General features: G+C 64.3%; 15 protein-coding genes and 1 pseudogene. 7 read left to right on the top strand and 9 right to left on the bottom strand.

Features of this window, described 5'->3' with window-relative positions; genetic code table 11:
* Positions 1–5: 5 nt before the first annotated feature.
* The 3 genes and pseudogenes from LOY34_RS27535 to LOY34_RS16785 form a co-directional block, all read right to left on the bottom strand.
* A pseudogene (locus LOY34_RS27535) lies at positions 6–1,013 on the bottom strand (HAMP domain-containing protein); the annotation flags it as partial.
* Positions 1,014–1,349: 336 nt separating this feature from the next.
* A complete protein-coding gene (locus LOY34_RS16790; protein ID WP_195884554.1) occupies positions 1,350–2,738 on the bottom strand; it encodes an APC family permease in 1,389 nt (462 codons plus the stop codon).
* A 271-nt stretch (positions 2,739–3,009) separates the two neighbouring features.
* Positions 3,010–4,428 (bottom strand): PLP-dependent aminotransferase family protein, encoded by a 1,419-nt coding sequence (locus LOY34_RS16785; RefSeq protein WP_093381222.1) that lies wholly within the window; start codon positions 4,426–4,428, stop codon positions 3,010–3,012.
* 445 nt (positions 4,429–4,873) lie between these two features.
* On the opposite strand from LOY34_RS16785, the gene LOY34_RS16780 reads away from it, so the two are divergent.
* A complete protein-coding gene (locus tag LOY34_RS16780; RefSeq protein WP_258663605.1) occupies positions 4,874–6,292 on the top strand; it encodes an amino acid permease in 1,419 nt (472 codons plus the stop codon).
* A gap of 88 nt (positions 6,293–6,380) precedes the next feature.
* On the opposite strand, the gene LOY34_RS16775 is transcribed toward LOY34_RS16780, so the two are convergent.
* Complete coding sequence (locus LOY34_RS16775; protein WP_371128644.1) at positions 6,381–7,274, bottom strand: LysR family transcriptional regulator; 894 nt, start codon at positions 7,272–7,274, stop codon at positions 6,381–6,383.
* A gap of 96 nt (positions 7,275–7,370) precedes the next feature.
* Here LOY34_RS16775 and LOY34_RS16770 point away from each other — a divergent pair, with 96 nt between their 5' ends.
* The 5 genes from LOY34_RS16770 to LOY34_RS16750 are packed head-to-tail and all read left to right on the top strand — an operon-like array spanning position 7,371 to position 13,200.
* Positions 7,371–8,609: a 3-hydroxyacyl-CoA dehydrogenase gene (locus LOY34_RS16770; protein ID WP_195884553.1), complete on the top strand. Its 1,239-nt coding sequence runs from the start codon at positions 7,371–7,373 to the stop codon at positions 8,607–8,609.
* The gene (locus tag LOY34_RS16765; protein WP_258663603.1) at positions 8,606–10,369 is read left to right on the top strand and encodes an acyl-CoA dehydrogenase C-terminal domain-containing protein; all 1,764 of its coding nucleotides are present in this window, start codon (positions 8,606–8,608) and stop codon (positions 10,367–10,369) included. The genes LOY34_RS16770 and LOY34_RS16765 overlap by 4 nt, the downstream gene beginning before the upstream one ends.
* 39 nt (positions 10,370–10,408) lie before the next feature.
* Positions 10,409–11,572 (top strand): iron-containing alcohol dehydrogenase, encoded by a 1,164-nt coding sequence (locus tag LOY34_RS16760; RefSeq protein ID WP_195884551.1) that lies wholly within the window; start codon positions 10,409–10,411, stop codon positions 11,570–11,572.
* Positions 11,572–12,000, top strand: coding sequence for a thioesterase family protein (locus LOY34_RS16755; RefSeq protein WP_093381235.1), 429 nt, complete (start codon positions 11,572–11,574; stop codon positions 11,998–12,000). Before LOY34_RS16760 ends, LOY34_RS16755 begins: the two co-directional genes overlap by 1 nt.
* A gap of 15 nt (positions 12,001–12,015) precedes the next feature.
* Positions 12,016–13,200 (top strand): acetyl-CoA C-acyltransferase, encoded by a 1,185-nt coding sequence (locus tag LOY34_RS16750; RefSeq protein WP_258663599.1) that lies wholly within the window; start codon positions 12,016–12,018, stop codon positions 13,198–13,200.
* 5 nt (positions 13,201–13,205) lie between these two features.
* On the opposite strand, the gene LOY34_RS16745 is transcribed toward LOY34_RS16750, so the two are convergent.
* From LOY34_RS16745 to LOY34_RS16730, 4 genes are all read right to left on the bottom strand, one after another.
* Complete coding sequence (locus LOY34_RS16745) at positions 13,206–13,826, bottom strand: START domain-containing protein (RefSeq protein WP_195884549.1); 621 nt, start codon at positions 13,824–13,826, stop codon at positions 13,206–13,208.
* Between the two features lie 48 nt (positions 13,827–13,874).
* The gene (locus LOY34_RS16740) at positions 13,875–15,236 is read right to left on the bottom strand and encodes an LLM class flavin-dependent oxidoreductase (protein ID WP_195884548.1); all 1,362 of its coding nucleotides are present in this window, start codon (positions 15,234–15,236) and stop codon (positions 13,875–13,877) included.
* Between the two features lie 9 nt (positions 15,237–15,245).
* Positions 15,246–16,226, bottom strand: a complete 981-nt coding sequence (locus LOY34_RS16735; protein ID WP_195884547.1) for an aliphatic sulfonate ABC transporter substrate-binding protein — start codon at positions 16,224–16,226, stop codon at positions 15,246–15,248.
* Between the two features lie 128 nt (positions 16,227–16,354).
* Positions 16,355–18,298 (bottom strand): autotransporter outer membrane beta-barrel domain-containing protein, encoded by a 1,944-nt coding sequence (locus LOY34_RS16730; protein ID WP_258663596.1) that lies wholly within the window; start codon positions 18,296–18,298, stop codon positions 16,355–16,357.
* Between the two features lie 105 nt (positions 18,299–18,403).
* Between LOY34_RS16730 and LOY34_RS16725 the strand changes: the two genes are divergently transcribed.
* Complete coding sequence (locus LOY34_RS16725) at positions 18,404–18,847, top strand: GNAT family N-acetyltransferase (RefSeq protein ID WP_195884545.1); 444 nt, start codon at positions 18,404–18,406, stop codon at positions 18,845–18,847.
* Here LOY34_RS16725 and LOY34_RS16720 read toward each other — a convergent pair.
* Entirely contained in the window at positions 18,844–19,263 is a 420-nt protein-coding gene (locus tag LOY34_RS16720) for a heme-binding protein (RefSeq protein WP_195884544.1), read from the bottom strand. The genes LOY34_RS16725 and LOY34_RS16720 overlap by 4 nt on opposite strands.
* Positions 19,264–19,456: the final 193 nt, after the last annotated feature.

Genomic DNA, 19,456 nt, shown 5'->3' with positions numbered 1-19,456 from the left:
TTGTCGAGAAAGCGGTTGAACCAGTGGGTCAATTCGCCGAGCTCGTCCTTGTTGGCGTAGTCCAGGCGCCGGGTCAGGTCGCCTTCGCCGCTGGCGATGTCCTTGAGCATCGCCGCCACACTTAAAATCGGCCGGGTCACGCCCCGGGCGGTCAGCCAGATCACCACCAGGCCCACCAAGGCCGCCGCCAGGGCCATCAGCAGGCTGCTGAGGTTGGCGCTGCTGTTGTGCGCGTCCAGGCGCGCGTTGAGTTCAATCGCCGGCGCTTGCAGCACCTGTTCGGGCACTTCCAGCAGCACGCTCCACGGTTGTGCGCCGGGCACCGGGGCGAACGACTGGCTGACCTGCAGCACGCCGTTGTCGCTGAACTCAGCCGCCTTGCCGGCGCGCATCTGCGCGGCCACGGCGCTGGCGTGCTGGCCGAACACTTGCTCGAATTTCTTGCTTAGCTGCGCGGCATCGCGGCTATGCCCGGCGAGCAAACCGGCGGGGCTGACGATGCTGACCTGGCCGTTGCCGTCGAACAGCTCCTTGCGCCCGTCCAGGCTCAGTTGCTGCAGGTTGTCGAGGCTGATGTCCAGGCCCATGACGCCGACGATCTTGCCGTCCTGCTTGAGCGGGAAGGCGATGCTGGTCATCAATGGCGTACGGTCGCCGACGCTGTCGAAGTACGGATCGACTACACAGGCTTCACCAGTTTCCAGCGGGCAGGTGAGCCAGCGGTTGTAGGCCGAGCCGTTGGCCGACAGGCTGGTGTCGGCGAGCATCGACTCGGGCATGGCTTCAGACTCCAGCTCGCCGGGCTTGGGCTGTGACCAGTACAGCGAGAAGCGCCCGTTCTCGTTGCTGCCGACCGCGGCCTGATCGCTGAAGGCGCTGTCCTTGCCGTCCAGGGCGTTGGGCAGGAACACCAGGTACAGGCCGAGCAGGTCGGGGTTCTTGCCCAAGGCCTTGCGGGTCTGTTCGGTCAGGTCGTGGCGCAGGTTGTCGTTGCCCTGGGCCTTCAAGAACATCACCAGTTGCGCGACGCCATCGCCATACAGGTACGCATCGCGAAAGTAGCGCTGGATATTCGCCGCCTGCAGCTGGGCCGAGGTGTGCAGGCGCAGCCGTGCGTTGTGGTCGAGCATCTGCGTGTTGGCAGTGTTGACCAGCGCGGCGCTGCGGCTCGACTGCATCAGCGTGGCCGCCATCAGCACCACCACGATGGCTAGGAGGCACAGGCCGGCGAGCAAAGTGATCTTCCATTGAATCAGCAGGCGGCGCAGCAGCATGAGGGCGTCCTTGTTCTGTCGGGTTGTTGAATGCACAAAGCCCGTCAGTATCGACGGGCTGTTTCCTACGGGCAGTTACTCGGCAATGAAGCTGGGCGGTGCGACCCTGAAGGCTTTGGTCAGGTACGCCAGGTACAGCACCCCCAGCGTCGCCCACACCCCGCCGAACAGCAGCGAGTGGCTGTCCAGGTCCAGCCAGAGGATGGCGATGATACAAAAGCCGATGGTCGGCACCACCAGGTACTTGAGCTTGTCCAGCCAGGTCTTGTTGCAGCCTTCGCGCAGGTAGCAGTGCACGATCACCGAGAGGTTGACGAAGCTGAAGGCCACCAGCGCGCCGAAGTTGATCACCGAGGTGGCGGTCACCAGGTCGAAGAAGATCGCCGACAGCGAGATCAGCCCGACGATGGCGATGTTGATCACCGGGGTTTTCCATTTACCGTGCAGGCGGCCGAAGTAGCGCCGCGGGATGACGTTGTCGCGGCCCATGACGTACAACAGGCGCGACACGCTGGCTTGCGAAGCCAGGCCCGAGGCCAGGGTATTGATGAAGGTGCAGCAGATGAAGATCGACTGGAACAGCTTGCCGCCGACATACAGGGCGATTTCCGGGAGGGCCGCTTCGTGGTCCTGGAACCGGTCCATGGTCGGGAAAAACGCCTGGATGTAGTAGGACACGACGATGAACACCAGGCCGCCGATCAAGGCAATCAGGAAGATCGCCCGTGGGATGACTTTCTGCGCGTTCTCGGTTTCTTCCGACAGGGTGGTCACCGCATCGAAACCCAGGAACGAAAAGCAGAGGATGGTGGCGCCGGCGACCAGGGCGTTGAAGTGCGTGCCTTGGTCGGCAAACGGCAGCAGGCTCCACGAAGTGCCGAGGCCTTCGCCGCTGTGCAGGCCGCGTAGGGTGAGGTAGATGAACACGCCGATGATCAGCGCCTGGATGGCGACGAACAAGGTGTTGAAGTTGGCCACCAGGTTGATGCTGCGCATGTTGATCAGGCTCATCACCGTGACGAAGCCCACTACCCAGACCCAGGCCGGCACCTCGGGGAACATCACCGACAGGTAGAGCTTGGCCAGCAGGGCGTTGACCATCGGCAGCAGCAGGTAATCGAGCAGCGACGACCAGCCGACCAGAAAGCCCACGTGCGGGTTGATTGCCCGGCGCGTGTAGGTATAGGCCGAACCAGACTCGGGAAAGCGCCGAACCAGCACGCCATAACTGACCGCGGTGAAGAGGATGCCCAGCAGCGCCAGTACGTAGGCGCTGGGCACATGCCCATGGGTGATGCCGGAGACGATGCCGAAGGTATCGAACACGGTCATCGGGGCGATGTAGGCCAGGCCAATGATGACCACTTGCCAGAGTTTCAGGGTCTTTTTGAAGTGTGCGTCCGCTGCGGAGTCGAGAACCGTTCCTGTGTTCTGCTGGTGTGCTGCACGCGAAGAGACTGGCATGGATGGCGCTTGCCCGTAGGGTTTGAAATTATTTTTATGAAGGTGAGGCAGGGAGGGAAAATAAGAAGAGTGACAGAGGTGTGTCAATTAAATTTTTACAAGAAATTTCTGGTTGGTACGGTGCGGGGTTCGAAAAAGCGATCTGTGTGGCTCTATGGCGGGGTTTTTGGGTAAGAGTGCGTGTTGAATAAAATAGACGCTGAGCTTTGTGTTTTTCAAAGTAATCGATTTATATCGATTACCTTGTCGCCATCGCGGGGCAAGCCCGCTCTTACTGACGCCGCCCATGCTTGACCAGCAATTTCTCAAGCTTCTCCCACAACGCCGCGTCGGTACTGAACGCGACGTTGAAGCGCATCCACCCGGTCGCTTGTGAGTCGACCATGAACAACTGCCCGGGGCCGAGCATGATGCCTTGCTCCAGGGCGTCGTCGACCAGCGCCGCGCTGTCGGCGATGGCCGGGTGGCGGGTCCACAGGTACATGCCTTCATCGCCTTCGATAAAGCGCTCGAAACCCAGCCGCGTGAGCTGTTCGCTGACCTGCTGCTGCGCATCGGCCAGGCGCTGGCGCAGGCGTTTGAGGTGCTTACGCCAGCGGCCGTCGGTGATGGCCGCGTACACCACCCGTTCCATCACCTGCGAGGTGGTCAGGCCCGAGCGCATTTTCAGTTGCAGCAGTTGCTGCATCAGTTCGGGGTTGGCCAGCATGAAACCGACCCGCACATTCGGCGAGATGCTTTTCGAGTAGCTGCCGACGTACACCACCTGCTGCAGGTGATCGAGGCTGGTCAGGCACGGCAGCGGCTCGTTGATCATGTCGGCGTAGAGGTTGTTCTCCACCAGGCGAAAGCCGTGGCGCGCGGCCAGTTGCAGCAGGCGGTGCAGTTGCGCCAGCGGCGTGCGCGAGGCGGTCGGGCTGTGCAGGTGCGGCTGGGTGAAGAACACCGTCGGCCGGTGGTGTTCGAGCAGCCGTTCGAGGTGGTCGAGGTCGTAGCCGTTGGGCGTGCGCGGTACGCCCAGAAGGGTCGCGCCCTGAAAGCGCAAAATGCTCATCAGGTTGGGGTAGCCGGGGTCGTCCACCAGCACCACGTCGCCCGGGCGCACCAGGGTGCGCACGGCCAGGTCCAGGGCCTGGCTGGCGCCGTGGGTGAGCATCAGCTGGTTGGGGTTGGCGACGATGCGCAGGTCCTGTTGCAGGTTCTGCGCGGTGAGGGTGCGCAGTTCCAGCAGGCCCATGGGGTCGCCGTAACCGCTCAGTTCCAGCACGCTGCTGGCAACCTGGCGCATGCCCCGGCGCAGGCCGTCTTCGAACATCCAGTCGTTGGGCAGCCAGCCGCAGCCGGGCTTGAACGCAAGCTGGCGGCTTTCGAAGATTTGCTGCAGGTACCACTCGGAGTTGAATTCCGGCTTGCCCGGCGCCGGCTCACTGGCCTGGCTTTCGATCAGTTCCACGGCCGAGCGGTTGACGAAGAACCCGGCATTGCCGCGGCTGACCAGCAAACCCTGGGCGACCAGGCGGTCGTAGGCTTCGACCACGGTGAATGTACTGACCGAATAGGTGGCGGCGAAGGCCCGGATCGAGGGCACCTTGGCACCGGGTTTGAGGGTCTGGTTCTCGATCAACTCCCGCAGCCCGTTGATGATCTGGTTGACCAGCGGGGGCGATGCGTCGGGTCGTAATTCAAGCATGGGGAAGCTGTGCCTTCAGGTGTGCGTAACGCCGGGCGCCTGCAGGAAAACGCGGTGTACTGCATCGGCGGCCTGTACAGTGCAGTGGATTTTTCATCGCGCTGTGCATGGCTCTATGTGTCGGACATTTTTACATTAGGGGTCTGTTATCGCTAGCTAAAGCACGTTGAAGCAGTATGAATAATCACAATGACACACATGCTTTTACCCTTGGGCACCGCCCAACCGCTCCTTGCGCACAGGTGGCACTGACCCGCCATCGCGCCATTGCACCGTTCAATCCGACCAGAGGTAATCCGCTGGCCCTGTGAGCAGCGTCGCCGACCCATGACCTGGGCCGGGCGATTGCGGCTGCCCGCACCTTTACCGATTCGAATGGGTGAGACCGCTGTAGCAGGCGGTGTCACGAGTTTCCTTGCATAAAAAGAACATGAGGTAGCTACTGATGGACGCAACATCCACATCCGCTTCCACAGCGAAGGTGGAGCACGAGAGCAAGCTCAGCGCTTCGCTCAAGTCTCGCCACCTGACCATGATGTCGATCGCCGGGGTTATCGGCGGGGCATTGTTCGTCGGCTCCGGCAGTGTGATACACAGCGCTGGCCCCGCGGCCATCCTGGCCTACCTGGCCGGCGGCATCCTGGTGGTGCTGATCATGCGCATGCTCGGTGAAATGGCGACTTCATCGCCCGACACCGGCTCGTTCTCCACCTACGCCGAGCGCGCCATCGGCCGCTGGGCGGGCTTTACCATCGGCTGGTTGTACTGGTGGTTCTGGGTGATTTTGATGGCCTGGGAAGCCTACGTCGCCGGCAAGATTCTGCACGGCTGGTTCCCGTCGATCAGCGTCAACGTGTTCGTCCTGGCCACCACCTTGGTGCTGATCAGCGTCAACTTCTTCAACGTCAAGCACTACGGCGAGTTCGAGTTCTGGTTCGCCTTGATAAAGGTGGTGGCGATCATTTGTTTCCTGGTGGTCTGCGGGTTGGCGGTAGTCAACCTGTGGCCCACCGGTGAAGTCCACGGCCTGAGCAACCTCACCGCGCAAGGCTTCATGCCCAACGGCATGGAGGCGGTGGTGGTGGCCATGCTCGGGGTGATGTTCGCCTTCCTCGGCGCCGAGATCGTTACCATCGCCGCCGCCGAGTCGAAGAACCCGTCCGAGCAGATCGTCAAGGCGACCAACTCGGTGGTCTGGCGGGTGTGCCTGTTCTACGTCGGCTCGATCTTCCTGATCGTCGCCCTGGTGCCGTGGAACGACCCGCTGATGGGCACCTCGGGTTATGGCTCGTACCGGCGTACCCTGGAGCTGCTGGGCATTCCGGGTGCAGAATTTGTGATGAACTTCGTGGTGCTGACTTCGGTAAGCAGCTGCCTGATCTCGGCGCACTACACCGCCTCGCGCATGCTGTTCTCGCTGTCGACCCGTGGTGATGCGCCGTCGTTCTTCAAGATCACCCGTGCCGGTACCGGCGTGCCGGTGTTCTCGATCATCGGCTCGTGCTCGGTGGCGGTGTTCGTGGCCCTGATCAACTTCAGCGAAACCCTGCGCCCGAAAGACGTGCTCGACGTGCTGATGAACACCACCGGCATGATCGCCTTGCTGGTGTACCTGGTGATCGCCTTCTCGCAACTGAAGATGCGCCGCAAGCTCGAAGCCGAGGGCAAGCCGATCCGCCTGAAAATGTGGCTGTTCCCGTGGCTGACCTACCTGGTGATCGTGTTCATCATCGGCTGCCTGGTAACCATGGCCTTTGTCCCGGACTACCAGGTGCTGGTGTTCTCCACCGGTGCGGCGGCGATTGTCGTGGCCCTGATGGGCGCGGTGTTGCACGTGCGGGCGGCGAAAAAAGCGCTGTCCTGACCCATCTGATCGCCGGCAATGCCGGCTCCCACAGGATTTGTGCTGTACACATGACCTGTGGGAGCGGGCTTGACCCGCGATGAGGCCCTCAAGTTACTCGCAAAATCTCCCCCACCAACCAGCCCAGCGCGCGGTCCTGCCCGCGCTGGGCCAGGTGCACCAGCTCAAGCTCGAACGCCTCCAGCGCAAACGGCAAGTCATGCAGCTGCAACGGCAGCAGCGTGGCGAAGTGACGTGCCAGTTGCGTCGGCAGCACCACGCACAAGTCCGACGCCGCCACCAGGTGCGCCGCCTGCAGGTAGTTGGGCGTGGTGTAGACGATCTGCCGCGCCAGGCCTTGTTCCCCCAGCCATTGATCGACCATGCCGCGGGTCTGCCCGCCATGTACCCAGAGGTGGCGCAGGCGCAGGAAGGTGTCCAGATCCAGTGCGCCGTTCACCAGCGGATGATCCTGGCGCAGGGCAATCTGCAAGGTCTCGTTGCGCCAGTGATGACGGGCAAAGCGCGCCGGAATCTCGTCGAAGCGCCCCAGCACCAGGTCCAGCTGGCCACGGTCGAGGGCATCCACCGGCAGGCTTGGCGCCAGCGGGGCGATGTCCAGGCGCAGGTTCGGCGCGCGCTCCTGCAGGCGGCGCAGCAGGCCGGGCATGCACAGCTGTTCGACGAAGTCGGTCATGGCAATGCGAAAGGTCTGCCGGCTCAGGTGCGGGTCGAAGCTTTCACCGACATTCAGCGTCTGCTCGATCTGCTGCAGCGCCGAGCGGATCGGGCCTTCCAGGGCCAGGGCCTTGGGCGTCGGTTGCATGCGCCGGCCGATGCGCACCAGCAGCGGGTCGTCGAGCAGTTCACGCAGGCGCGCCAGGGCGTTGCTCACCGTCGGCTGGCTGAGGGCCAGGCGCTCGGCGGCGCGCGAAACGTTCTGCTCGCGCAGCAGCACGTCGAGGATGCGCAGCAGGTTGAGGTCGAAGGTAGATATATTCATATTGCAAATATCACACATATGAAAATGAAATTTCTCAAATAGTAGGCAGCTGCTTAGGGTGTCGGCAATCCTTCTTTTCGACTTAGGGGTGCCGGTGTGAGCAACGACTTCGATGTGCAGCAGGCCGCAGTGATAGGGGCGGGGACCATGGGCCGGGGGATTGTCATCAGCCTGGCCAGTGCCGGCATTCCGGTGTTGTGGCTCGATGCCAGCGCGCAGATGGTCAGCGCCGGCCTGAAGATGGCTGCCGACACCTGGGCCCATCAGGTGGTCAAGGGCCGTATCAGCCAGGCGCAGGCCGAACAGAACCTGGCGCGCATTCGGCCGGTGGACGACTACGCAGCGCTGGCCGATGTCGACCTGGTGATCGAGGCGGTGTACGAGAACCTCGAGCTCAAGCAGGAAATCTTCCGCACCCTCGACCGCACCCTCAAGCCCGGCGCGATCCTCGCCAGCAACACCTCGGCGCTGGATATCGACGCCATTGCCGCCGTCACCCAGCGCCCGCAGCAGGTACTGGGCCTGCACTTTTTCAGCCCTGCGCACATCATGAAGCTGCTGGAAATCGTTCGCGGCCAGCACACCTTGGCGGCCGTGCTCGAGCAGGCCAAAATCTTGGGCCAGCGCCTGGGCAAGATCGCCGTGGTGGCTGGCAACTGCCGCGGCTTTATCGGCAACCGCATGCTTAAAACCTATGCCGACGAGGCGCGCAAGATGCTCCTCGAAGGCGCGCTGCCCCACCAGGTCGATGGCGCCTTGCAGGCGTTCGGTTTTGCCATGGGCCCGTTTCGCATGTACGACGTGGTCGGTGTCGACCTTGAATGGCGCGCGCGCCAATTGGCCGGGCAGGGGATGGACAGCCCGCTGGTGCAGGTCGACAACGCCCTGTGCGAGCTCGGCCGCTTCGGCCAGAAGGCCGGTCGTGGTTACTACCAGTACGCCGAGGGCAGCCGCGAGGCCGAGCACGACCCAGAGGTCGATGCCCTGATCGAGCGTGTTTCTGCCGGCCTGGGCTATCGCCGCCGGCTGATCAGCGCCCCGGAAATCGTCGAGCGCAGCCTGCTGGCGCTGGTCAACGAAGGGGCGAAGATCCTCGAAGAGAACATTGCCGCCAACAGCCACGACATCGATCGGGTCTACCTCAATGGCTACGGCTTCCCGGCCGCGGTTGGCGGGCCGATGCGCTGGGCTGACAGCCAGGGCCTGGCGTCGATCCAGGAACGTCTGGAGCGCCTGCAGCGCATGCTGGGTGAACATTGGCGGCCAGCGCCGCTGATTGCCCGCTTGGTCGCCGCCGGCAAAGACTTTGCCGTTGTCCAGGAGGGTCGGGCATGAGCTATCAGGCACCGCTGCGCGATATGCGTTTCGTGCTGCACGAGCTGTTCGATGTCAGTGGCCATTGCCAGCAACTGGGCAACGGCCTGGACCGCGAGACCATCGATGGCGTACTCGAGGAGGGCGCCCGCTTTGCCGCCGAAGTGGTCGCACCGCTGAACCGCAACAGCGACGAGCAGGGTTGTCGGTTGCACGACGGTCAGGTGACCACGCCCGATGGCTTTCGCCAGGCCTACAAACGCTACGTCGAGCAGGGCTGGGCGAGCATGACCGGGCCGCTGGATTTCGGCGGCCAGGGTTTTCCGCAGATGGTTTCGGCCAGTTTTCACGAGATGCTGATGGCCGCGTCGCTGTCTTTTCGCATCTACTCCGGGCTCACCGAAGGCACGGTGCTGGCGCTGGATCGCCATGGCAGCGCCGCGCTCAAGCAACGCTACCTGGCGCAACTGGTCAGCGGCGAATGGACCGGCACCATGTGCCTTACCGAGCCCCAGGCCGGCACCGACCTGGCCCTGTTACGTACCCGCGCCATGCCCCAGGCCGACGGCAGCTACCAGCTCAGTGGCAGCAAGATTTTCATCAGCGGCGGCGAGCAGGACCTGAGCGCCAACATCATCCACCTGGTGCTGGCGCGTTTGCCCGATGCACCGCCCGGGGTCAAGGGCATCAGCCTGTTCCTGGTGCCCAAGCGGCTGGTCAACGCCGACGGCACCCTCGGCGCGCGCAACGCTTTGAGTTGCGGCGCGCTGGAACACAAGATGGGCATCAAGGGCGCTTCCACCTGTGTGATGAACTTCGACGGCGCCAGCGGCTGGCTGGTGGGCGAGGCCAACCAGGGCCTGGCCTGCATGTTCACCATGATGAACGACGCGCGCTTTCAGGTCGGCCTGCAGGGCCTGGGCATTGCCGAGGCGGCGTTCCAGGGGGGGCTGGTGTATGCCCGCGAGCGCTTGCAGTCGCGGGCCATCAGCGGCGCCAAGGCGCCGAACAAAGCCGCCGACCCGATCATCGTCCACCCCGATGTGCGGCGCATGCTGCTGACCCAGAAAACCCTCAGCGAAGGCTGTCGCATGCTCGCCGCCTACACCGCGCGCCAGCTCGATCTTGAACATCATTGCAGCGCTGCAAAACGTCGCGCCGCCTTGCTGATCCCGATCGTCAAAGCCTTCTTCACCGACTGCGGCCAGGAAGTCGCCAGCCTCGGCGTGCAGCTCTACGGCGGCCATGGCTTTATCCGCGAGTGGGGCATGGAGCAGTTGATGCGCGACAGCCGCATCACCCAGCTGTACGAGGGCACCAACGGCATCCAGGCCCTGGACCTGGTTCGGCGCAAGCTGCTCGGCGATGGCGGCAGTGAGCTCAATGCACTGATCGATGAGTTGGCAACGCAGGTGGCCCAGGCTAGCCGTCAGGCGCCGATGGCCGAGCGGGTAGGGCAGTGCCTGCAGCAGTGGCGGGCGCTGGGCGAGTCGGTGTTGCAGGCCTGCCGCCACGACCCGGAAGAGATCGGCGCGGTGTCGGTGGATTTTCTCGCCTACTCGGCCTATGTGTTGTTGGCGGCCTTGTGGCTGCAAGCGGCAGAGCGCGCCAGCGCGGCCCTGGCGGCCGGCAGCAGCGAGGCGGCGTTCTACCAGGCCAAGCTGCAGGCGGCGGACTTTTACCTGCGCAGAGTCTTGCCGCGTGCCGGCGCCCACCGTGAAGCCTTGCTGGCCGGTGCTGGTTGCCTGATGAGCCTGCCGGAGTCCGATTTCGCTTTCTGATTTACCTGCGGGCATCACAACAACAACGAGGGACGCCGCATGCACTCATTCAGTTTTGCTACCACCGCGCAGATCCTCTGCGAAGCCGGCGCCGCCTTGCGCCTGGCCAGCCTGTGCCGCGAGCGGGGGGCGCGGGCGGTGTTGATCGTCACCGACCCGGGCATTGCCCGCCTGGGTTTGCTCGAGCCACTGTTGCCCGCTTTTGCCCAGCACGGCCTGGCCGTAGAGGTGTTCGACCAGGTGCAGGCCGACCCGCCGCAAGCTTGTGTGCTGGAGGTGGTGCTGCAGGCGCGGGCGATGCACGCCGACCTGATCGTCGGCTTTGGCGGCGGCAGTTCCATGGACGTCGCCAAGCTGGTGGCGCTGCTGGCGCACCCGCAATGCCAGCAACTGCTCAGCGATATCTATGGCGTCGACCAGGCCCGTGGCCGGCGCTTGCCGTTGATCCAGGTACCGACCACCGCCGGCACCGGTTCGGAAGTCACCCCGATTGCCATCGTCACCACTGGCGAGCACAGCAAGATGGGCGTGGTCTCCAACCTGTTGCTGCCTGACCTTGCGTTGCTCGACGCCGACCTGACCCTCGGCCTGCCGCCAGCCGTTACCGCTGCGACCGGCATCGACGCCATGGTTCATGCCATCGAAGCCTACACCAGCAAGCTCAAGCGCAACCCGTTGTCCAACCTGCTGGCCCGCGAGGCGTTGAAGTTGCTGGCGGGCAATCTTGACCAGGCGGTGCACAAGGGCAGCAACCGCGAGGCGCGCCAGGCCATGTTGCTGGGCGCGTGCCTGGCCGGCCAGGCGTTTGCCAACGCGCCAGTGGCGGCGGTGCATGCGCTGGCCTATCCGCTGGGCGGGCATTTTCATATCCCCCACGGGCTGTCCAACGCCCTGGTGCTGCCCCATGTGCTGCGCTTCAACGCTGAAGCGGCGGCGCCCCTGTATGCCGAGCTGGCGCCGCTGCTGCTGGGTGAGCGCCTGCGCGCCGGCGATGTGCACAGCCTCACCGCGCAGTTGATCGATGAGCTGGCGGAACTGAGCCCGCGCTGCGGCCTGCCGAGCCGTTTGCGCGATGCCGGTGTGCCTGAGGGCAGTCTCGAACAACTGGCCCGCGATGCCATGCAACAGCAACGCCTGCTGGTCAACAACCCGCGCGAGGTCAGTGAAGCCGATGCCCTGGCGATTTATCGGGAGGCGTTCTGATGGAGCAGCCCGGGCGCGAGGCCTTTCGTCACTTCCAGCCGATCACCACGCGCTGGCACGACAACGACGTCTATGGACACGTCAACAACGTCGTTTACTACAGCTTTTTCGATAGCGCGGTGAACAGCTACCTGATCGAGCACGGCGGGCTGGATATCCACCAGGGTGAAGTGATTGCCTTGGTGGTCAATTCCAGCTGCGACTACTTCGCCTCGATCGCCTTTCCCGAGCGCATCGAGGTCGGCCTGGCGGTGAGCAAGCTGGGCAACAGCTCGGTGCACTACCGCCTGGGCATCTTCAAGGCCGGGCAGCAGCAGGCCAGTGCAGTGGGGCGCTTTGTTCACGTATTCGTCGAGCGCGCCAGCAACCGCCCGCTAACCATCCCTGAACCCCTGCGGGCGGCATTGGGCCGTTTGCGTTGTGACTGACTGGAGTACATCGCCATGCAAGACGCCGTAATTGTCTCAACCGCCCGCACGCCGATAGCCAAGGCCTTTCGCGGCGCCTTCAATGACTTCAAGGCGCCATCCATGAGCGCCGTGGCCATTCGCGCGGCGGTCGAACGCGCCGCCATCGAACCCGGCGAAATCGACGACCTGGTGCTGGGTACCGCCATGCAAAGCGGCACTGCCTCGACCAACCTGGCGCGCCTGTCGGCGCTGGCGGCCGGCTTGCCGCTGTCGGTCAGCGGCCAGACCATCGACCGCCAGTGCGCCTCGGGGCTGATGGCGATTTCGATTGCCGCCAAAGAGATCATGGTCGACGGCATGCAGGTGGCGATCGGCGCCGGCCAGGAGCAGATCAGCCTGGTGCAGAACGCCCATATGCAGGCCGCAGCGGCCGAGCAGGACGCCAATGTGGTGCGCATGGCCGAGCATGCCTACATGCCCATGCTGCTCACTGCCGAGCTCGTCGCCAAGCGCTACGGCATCAGCCGCGAAGCCCAGGATGCCTATAGCCTGCAATCCCAGCAGCGCACGGCAGCAGCCCAGGCAGCGGGGCTGTTTGCCGATGAGGTCGTGCCGGTCAGCGTGCGCAAGAAAGTCATCGACAAGCTCAGCGGGGCGGTCAGTTACCAGGACGTGCAACTGACCCAGGATGAAGGCAATCGCCCGCACACGACATTGGCTGACCTGCAAAACCTGGCGCCGGTGCGCGAAGGCGGCTGCATCACCGCCGGCAACGCCAGCCAATTGTCTGACGGTGCCAGTGCCAGCGTGCTGATGAGCGGGACGCTGGCGGCGCGTAGCGGGGTCAGGCCGCTGGGCCTGTATCGCGGCATCGCCGTGGCCGGCCTGGCCCCCGAGGAGATGGGCATCGGCCCGGTGCTGGCGATCCCCAAGTTGCTGCGTCAGCACGGTTTGCGCGTCGATGACATCGGCCTGTGGGAAATCAACGAAGCCTTCGCCTGCCAGGTGCTGTATTGCGCGCAAACCCTGGGCATCGACCCGGCGCGGCTCAACGTCAATGGTGGCGCCATCGCCATCGGCCACCCCTACGGCATGAGTGGCGCACGCATGGTTGGCCATGCCTTGCTCGAAGGCCGGCGCCGTGGCGTCAAGTACGTGGTGGTGAGCATGTGCGTGGGCGGCGGCATGGGCGCCGCCGGCTTGTTCGAAGTGCTCTGAGGCCCTCAGCGCCCTGGCGCTGAGCCACCCTGGCGCTCGGCCACCGCGCGCAAGGTGCGCAAGGACACGTTGGGGGCATCGAGGACGAACTGGTTGGCCAGCCACGAGGGAATGTCGCCGGCCGGATCGGCCTGCAGTTGGTAGGTCACTTCGGTGAGTTGCTCGCCCTTGGGCACGAAGGTCCACAGGCCCTGGAGCTGGCGCACGCGGATCTGCCCCGGCACATGCTTGACCATGCCCGGCACGGCCTTGATGCGCCGTACCAGGCTGCCGTCGTCGCGGCGCTCGCTCTGCACCTGGATGACCATGTCGCGGGTGCTGGCCGGCCAGGGCAGGGCGGTGGTCAGGTAGACCCAGGTGCTGTCGCCCTCGACCTTGAGCAGGCGCATGTCGGCGCAGCCGTACAGCCATTTGCAGGCAACCCGCAGGTTTTCCTGCAGCTCGCTCAAGGTCGACACGCTGGCCTTGATCAACGCCACGCCGCGAAACTGCTGGTAGGGCGAACCCGGCACCTCGCTGAGGTACACCTGGATGCCGTCTTCATCCTGCGCCAGGTGCCACTGTTCAGTGGCGCTGGCGCCGCTGCTGATGGCCAGCAACAGGCACAAGACAAAGCGAAGGCGCATGAACAGGCTCCAGCGGTTGGGCGACTGTTCAGAGCATAGTGCCTGGGATCAGATCTGGACGAGCCGGCCCTTGTGTTCGGCTTGCAAACGGTCACCGCGGCCGAACAGCTTGTGGCGCAAGGTTCCGTCTTCATATGCCGTGCGATAACGGCCGCGGCGTTGCAGCTCGGGCACCACCTGCTCGACCACCGCTTGCAGGTCGTCGGGCATTACCGCATAGGTGAGGTTGAAACCGTCGATACCGGTGTGGTCGAGCCAGTCTTCCAGTTGATCGGCAATCTCTGACGCTGAACCGAGCAACACCGGGCCGCGGCCGCCGAGGCTGACGAACTCGGCCGCTTCGCGCACGGTCCAGCGCCGGTTCGGGTCGGCCTTGGTGAACACCGCCAGGGCAGTGCGGCCGGCGTCGTTGTCGATGTACTCGATCAACGCGTCGGGGTCGACCCCTGCGAAGTCGATCCCGGTCCAGCCCGACAGCAGGGTCAGCGCCGCCTCGACGTCCACGTACTGGCGGTATTCCTGCAGCCTGGCCTCGGCCGCCTGGCGACTGTCGGCGACGATCAGCAGCGCCTGGGCGTAGATCAGCACGTCCTGTTCAGGCCGGCCGGCGTCGCGAGTGGCCTTGCGGATGCCTTCTACATAGCCGCTCAGCGCCGCCTGGGTCGGCGCACTGATAAACACGCATTCGGCATGGTCGGCGGCAAAGCGCAGGCCGCGCGGCGAGGCGCCGGCCTGGAACAGCACCGGCGTGCGCTGCGGCGAAGGCTGGCTCAGGTGAATGCCGGGCACCTGGAAGTGCTCGCCCTGGTGGTTGATCGGGTGCACCCGGGCCGGGTCGAGGAACTGGCCGCTGGCGCGGTCCTGCACCACGGCATCGTCGTCCCAGCTTTTTTCCCAGAGCTTGTACAGCACCTGCAGGTATTCTTCGGCCAGCTCGTAGCGCTCGTCGTGGCCCAGTTGCCGCGCCAGGCCGAGGTTGCGTGCGGCGCTGTCGAGGTAACCGGTGACGATGTTCCAGCCCACCCGCCCGGCGCTCAGGTGATCGAGCGTGGACATGCGTCGGGCGAAGGGGTACGGGTGCTCGTAGGTCAGCGAAAAGGTGATGCCAAAGCCCAGGTGTTCGGTGACCCCGGCCATCGCCGGGACGATCAGCAGCGGGTCGTTGACCGGTACCTGCACGCCGCCGCGCAGGGCGCCGTCGGCGCTGCCCTGGTAGACGTCATAGATACCCAGCACATCGGCAATGAACAGCGCATCGAACAGCCCGCGTTCGAGCAGGCGGGCGAGGTCGGTCCAGTAACCCAGGCGATTGAAATCGACGCTGGTGTTGCGCGGATGGCGCCACAGCCCGGGGGACTGGTGGGTGGCGGCGTTCATGCTGAAAGCGTTAAAGCGGATGGTCTTGGACATGGTCTGTACTCAGGGCAGGACCGACACCGGGTAGACCGCATCGGCCACCTTCAGCGCTTTGGGGATCAGGCCCAGGCCCTGGAAGGTGTCGGCAAGCTTCTGCTGCTCGGCGGTGATTTTTGCGTCAATGGCCACGGCGTTGTAGTTGCGCCGCTCGCTGGCCACCTGCAGCACATCGGCGCCGATGCCCAGTTGCGGCGCCAGCAGGGCAGCGACTTCGTCGGGCTTCTGGTTGGCCCAGCTGCTGACCTTGGCCAGTTCGCTGAAGAAGGTCTTCAGCAACGCGCGGTTGTCGTCGGCAAAGGCCGCCGACGACAGGTAGAAGGTACGGTTGTTGGACAGCCCGCTGCCGTCGCGCAGGTTCTTCAGGCCCGGTTGTTTTTCGGCGGCGGCGAGGAACGGGTCCCACAGGGTCACGGCCTGGACGCTACCGGACTGCAGTGCGGCCACGGCGTCGGCGGCATTGTTGACGTAGGCCGGGGTGATGTCCTTGTAGCTCAGGCCGGCATCCTGCAGGGCCACGGCCAGCAGGTACTGGGCGTTCCAGCCGCGACCGGTGGCCACGCGCTGGCCCTTGAGGGCGGCGACGTTGGCGATGTGGTCCTGGTCGCGCACCACCAGGCCGATGCCCTTGGGGTAGGGCTGCTCGGCAGCCAGGTACACCACCGGCTTGCCGGCAGCCTGGGCAAATACTGAGGGTGCATCGGCGGCATGGCCAAGGTCGATGGCGCCGGTGCTCAGCGCTTCAAGCAGTTGCGGGCCGGCGGCGAATTCGTACCAGCTGACTTTCACCCCTTGTGGCTCCAGGGCTTTTTCCAGGGCGCCGCTGCCTTTGAGGATGTTGATGCTGTTGAACTTCTGGTAGCCGATGCGCAGGGTCTTGCTCGCTTCGGCCTGGGCCAGCGGGGCGGGCAGGATCAGCGCCGCCAAGGCGGCAAACAGGCCGCCGGTGAGCAGGCGACGCAGAGGGGAATGGGGCGTGTGCGACATGGGCGGACTCCTGGTATTCAAGGGCAAGGCATGCCCGAAAATATAAGGAGCCCGCGCAGGCCCTTCAATTTGTTTATTCCAAATTGTTAGATTGTTTTGTTATTTTTATATCCTTTTATTTTATTGATTCAGAACTGCCACTGCACACCCAGCGAGTAGCCAGCCTGATTACCCTCGCTATGGGCAAAGCGGCTGTTGACCTCGGCAAACACCCCCAACTGCTCGGTGAACATCAACTGCGCGCCCACTTGCGCGCGACCAAAGTCCTTGTCGACGCTGCCCATGTCCGCTACCCGCACACGGCCGTCGGCATTGCTGGTGAGGTCGATCTCGTCCAGGCGGCCATCGGCCAGTTCGCGTACCCAGCGCACGCTGGCGTAGGGTTGCAGGGCCATGTTCGCCCCCAGGCCGACGCTGCCATGCAGGCGCCAGCCGAGGCTGGCTTCGAGGGCGTCGTAGTTCTGCTTTTCGTAGCCCAGGGCAGTGCGCAGGGCCTGGTCTTCGTGGAAGTCATCGATGCGGTAGTGCATGTAGTCCAGGCCCGCCACCGGGCCGGTCTTCAAGGCGCCGAAGCTGAAGTCGTAGCCGCCGTCGAGCCGCGCGCCCCAGAACCACGCCGAGGTGTCGCCGGACAGGCGCTGGTCGAGCAGCACCGGGCCGTTGCTGGCCTGGATGTACACCGAGCGCTTGGTATCAAAGCGTGTATGCCCGGCGCTCAGCTGGCCGGCCAGCCATTGCGGGCCGCCGTCGTTGAGCAGGGCAAACAGCCCGGCCTGCCAGGCGTCGCCTTCGATGCGCCCGCCGTGGTCGAGGGCGTCGCGGCTGCGCTGGAAGCTCAGGCTGGCACCGACAGTCAGGGCTTCATTGAGACGGTAATCGCCAACGCCATAAACGCCCACGCGTTTCGACTCGGGGTTGCCCGGCGCATCGAAACCGCTGTCTGGCGAAACTTCGCCTTCGACACCCACTTCACCATCAAAGCTGCCGACCGCCCGTGTGGCGTCCAGCAGGCTCAGCCAGCGGCGGTCATGCAGGCGGGTCAGGGCCTGGTGCTGGCGTTGCAACTGGTCTTCCATCTGCCGCGCCATGGCGCCGCCGGAGGCGGTAGAGGCGAGCAGGTCGGCGTTGGTCAGTTCCAGCACCAGGCGTGTCAGCAACCGCGAGAAGTCGCTCAGGCGCTGGTCGATGCGCTGCTGGCCGAAGGCGTTGGTCAGCACTTGCTGGTTGTCTTCAGCCGGGTCGTGCCAGGTCGAGCCGCCGGGGATCGCCGGGTTGTCGGTCTGCTCGTAGCCGTCCAGTTCACCCAGCTCCCAGTTGGTGGCCTCGATGAACAGCACCGGCACGTTGAGGCTGTTGAAGCTTTCGCCGTCGCTGCAGCAACCGGTGCCGGCCGGGTATCCGGGGTTCAGGCCGGGGTTGGTGAACAGCGCGATGTTCATCTCCTGGGCGATGCGCAGCAACTGGTCGCGGTAGGCGCCCAGGGCCGGGTTGGCAATGCTGTTGCTGGCGGCGTGGGCGTACATCTTGTCACCGGTGATCAGGCTGTCGAGGTTGATCATGCCCAACAGGTTGGCGCGCTGGCTGTCGCTCAATGACGCGACATAGGCGCGCGAACCGCGCAGGCCTTCTTCTTCGGCACCAAAACCGACCACTTCCAGGCCGTTCTCCAGGGCCACGCCGCCCAGGTTGCGGGCGATCTCGGTGAGCACGGCGGCGCCCGAGGCGTTGTCGTCCAGGCCTTGCAGGGTGGGGCGGCCGAAGTAGGTGTCGTAGTGGGCGCCGAGCACCACGTAGGTGCTGTTCTGGCCCGCGGCGGAGGCGATGACGTTCTGCGAACTGCGGTTGCCGGCCCAGGTGAAGTCCTGGCGGCGGGTCTGGTAGCCGAAACCCAGTTGTGTTTGCATCAGGGCGGTAGCACCTTCGAAACTGGCGGTACCGCGGTAACGCCCGGGGTAGTCGTTGATCAGACGGTCCAGGGTCTGCCCGGCATATTGCCCATATTCATAGGCGCTGGCGCCGGAGGACAACATTGCACAACCCAGGCTTACAGCGACTGCTAACGGTTTGAACACGGCACTTTTCCTTATGTGTCGTTACGAAAGGCGCATCATAGGATGCGTCGCCTCGCAGTAAGCAGGATGTGTACCGTTTTGTGACTGATGTAGGAAATTAACGGCATGAAGGTTCAGATCAAACCTGCACTTGAGCGTGAAAAACAACACTTTGAGGCGATGCTTCCGGAGTATTTGCGCGAACTCGGTGTCGACGGGGACTACCCTTATTTACCGCTCTACTGGCAGGAGCCAGGGCGATTTGCCTACCTGCTGCTGGTTGAGGACGAAATAGCAGGGTTTGCCCTGGTTCGCCAGCAGTCAGAGCGCGCGGTGTACGAACTGGCCGAGTTCTATGTCGTCAGTGCCTATCGCCTGGCAGGGGTCGGCCATGCTGCGGCGCAGGCGCTGTTCGATTTGCACCGTGGCCTGTGGCAGCTATCGGTACTGGCGGACAACTTCGCCGGCCTGCGCTTCTGGCCAAGGGTCTTGCCGGCGGGGGCACATGCCGAAACCATTGAGACGCCCGAAGGGGTGCAATACACCCAGTTCGAGTTTGTCAGTGTTTAGCCGGCCAACTGGGCCAGCAACGCGGCGATCGCCACCTTGGCCACCTGCGCATCCTGCTCGGACCTGACCCCGGAAACACCCACCGCGCCGATCACCTGGCCGTCCACCCGCAGCGGCACGCCGCCTTCGAGGGTGGCGTTGAGCACCGGCACCGAGAGAAAGGCCGTGCGCCCGCCGTTGATGATGTCTTCGTAGACCTTGCTGTCCTTGCGCCCCAGAGCCGCGGTGCGGGCTTTTTCCTGGGCGATGTAGGCGCTGATCGGCGGGCAGCCGTCCAGGCGTTCGAGGGCCAGCGGGTGGCCGCCGTCATCGACCACGGCGATGCTCACCGGCCACTGGTTGGCCTGGGCTTCGGCGCGGGCGGCGGCAAGCAGTTGCGCGACTTCGTGTTGGGTCAGTACGGCCTTGCTGAGCATGGGGAGGGCTCCACGAGTGAGAGGCGAGCAGGATGCGTCATTATTACCGTAGACGTTGCCGGATGTTTCTTGTCACTGCCTGCGACAACAGGCCGCACCCCGTAATTACTGGGATACAGACGTACGGGGCGCTGCGCGCTGGAACCTGCGTCCACCACCATGACAAAATGCGAAGGTTTCTCGACATGCCCTC

It is taken from the genome of Pseudomonas sp. B21-009 (genome assembly GCF_024749345.1).
Lineage (GTDB): Bacteria > Pseudomonadota > Gammaproteobacteria > Pseudomonadales > Pseudomonadaceae > Aquipseudomonas.
Note: the sequence above shows the minus strand (reverse complement) of the source record. Positions and strands in the feature narration are given on the sequence as shown.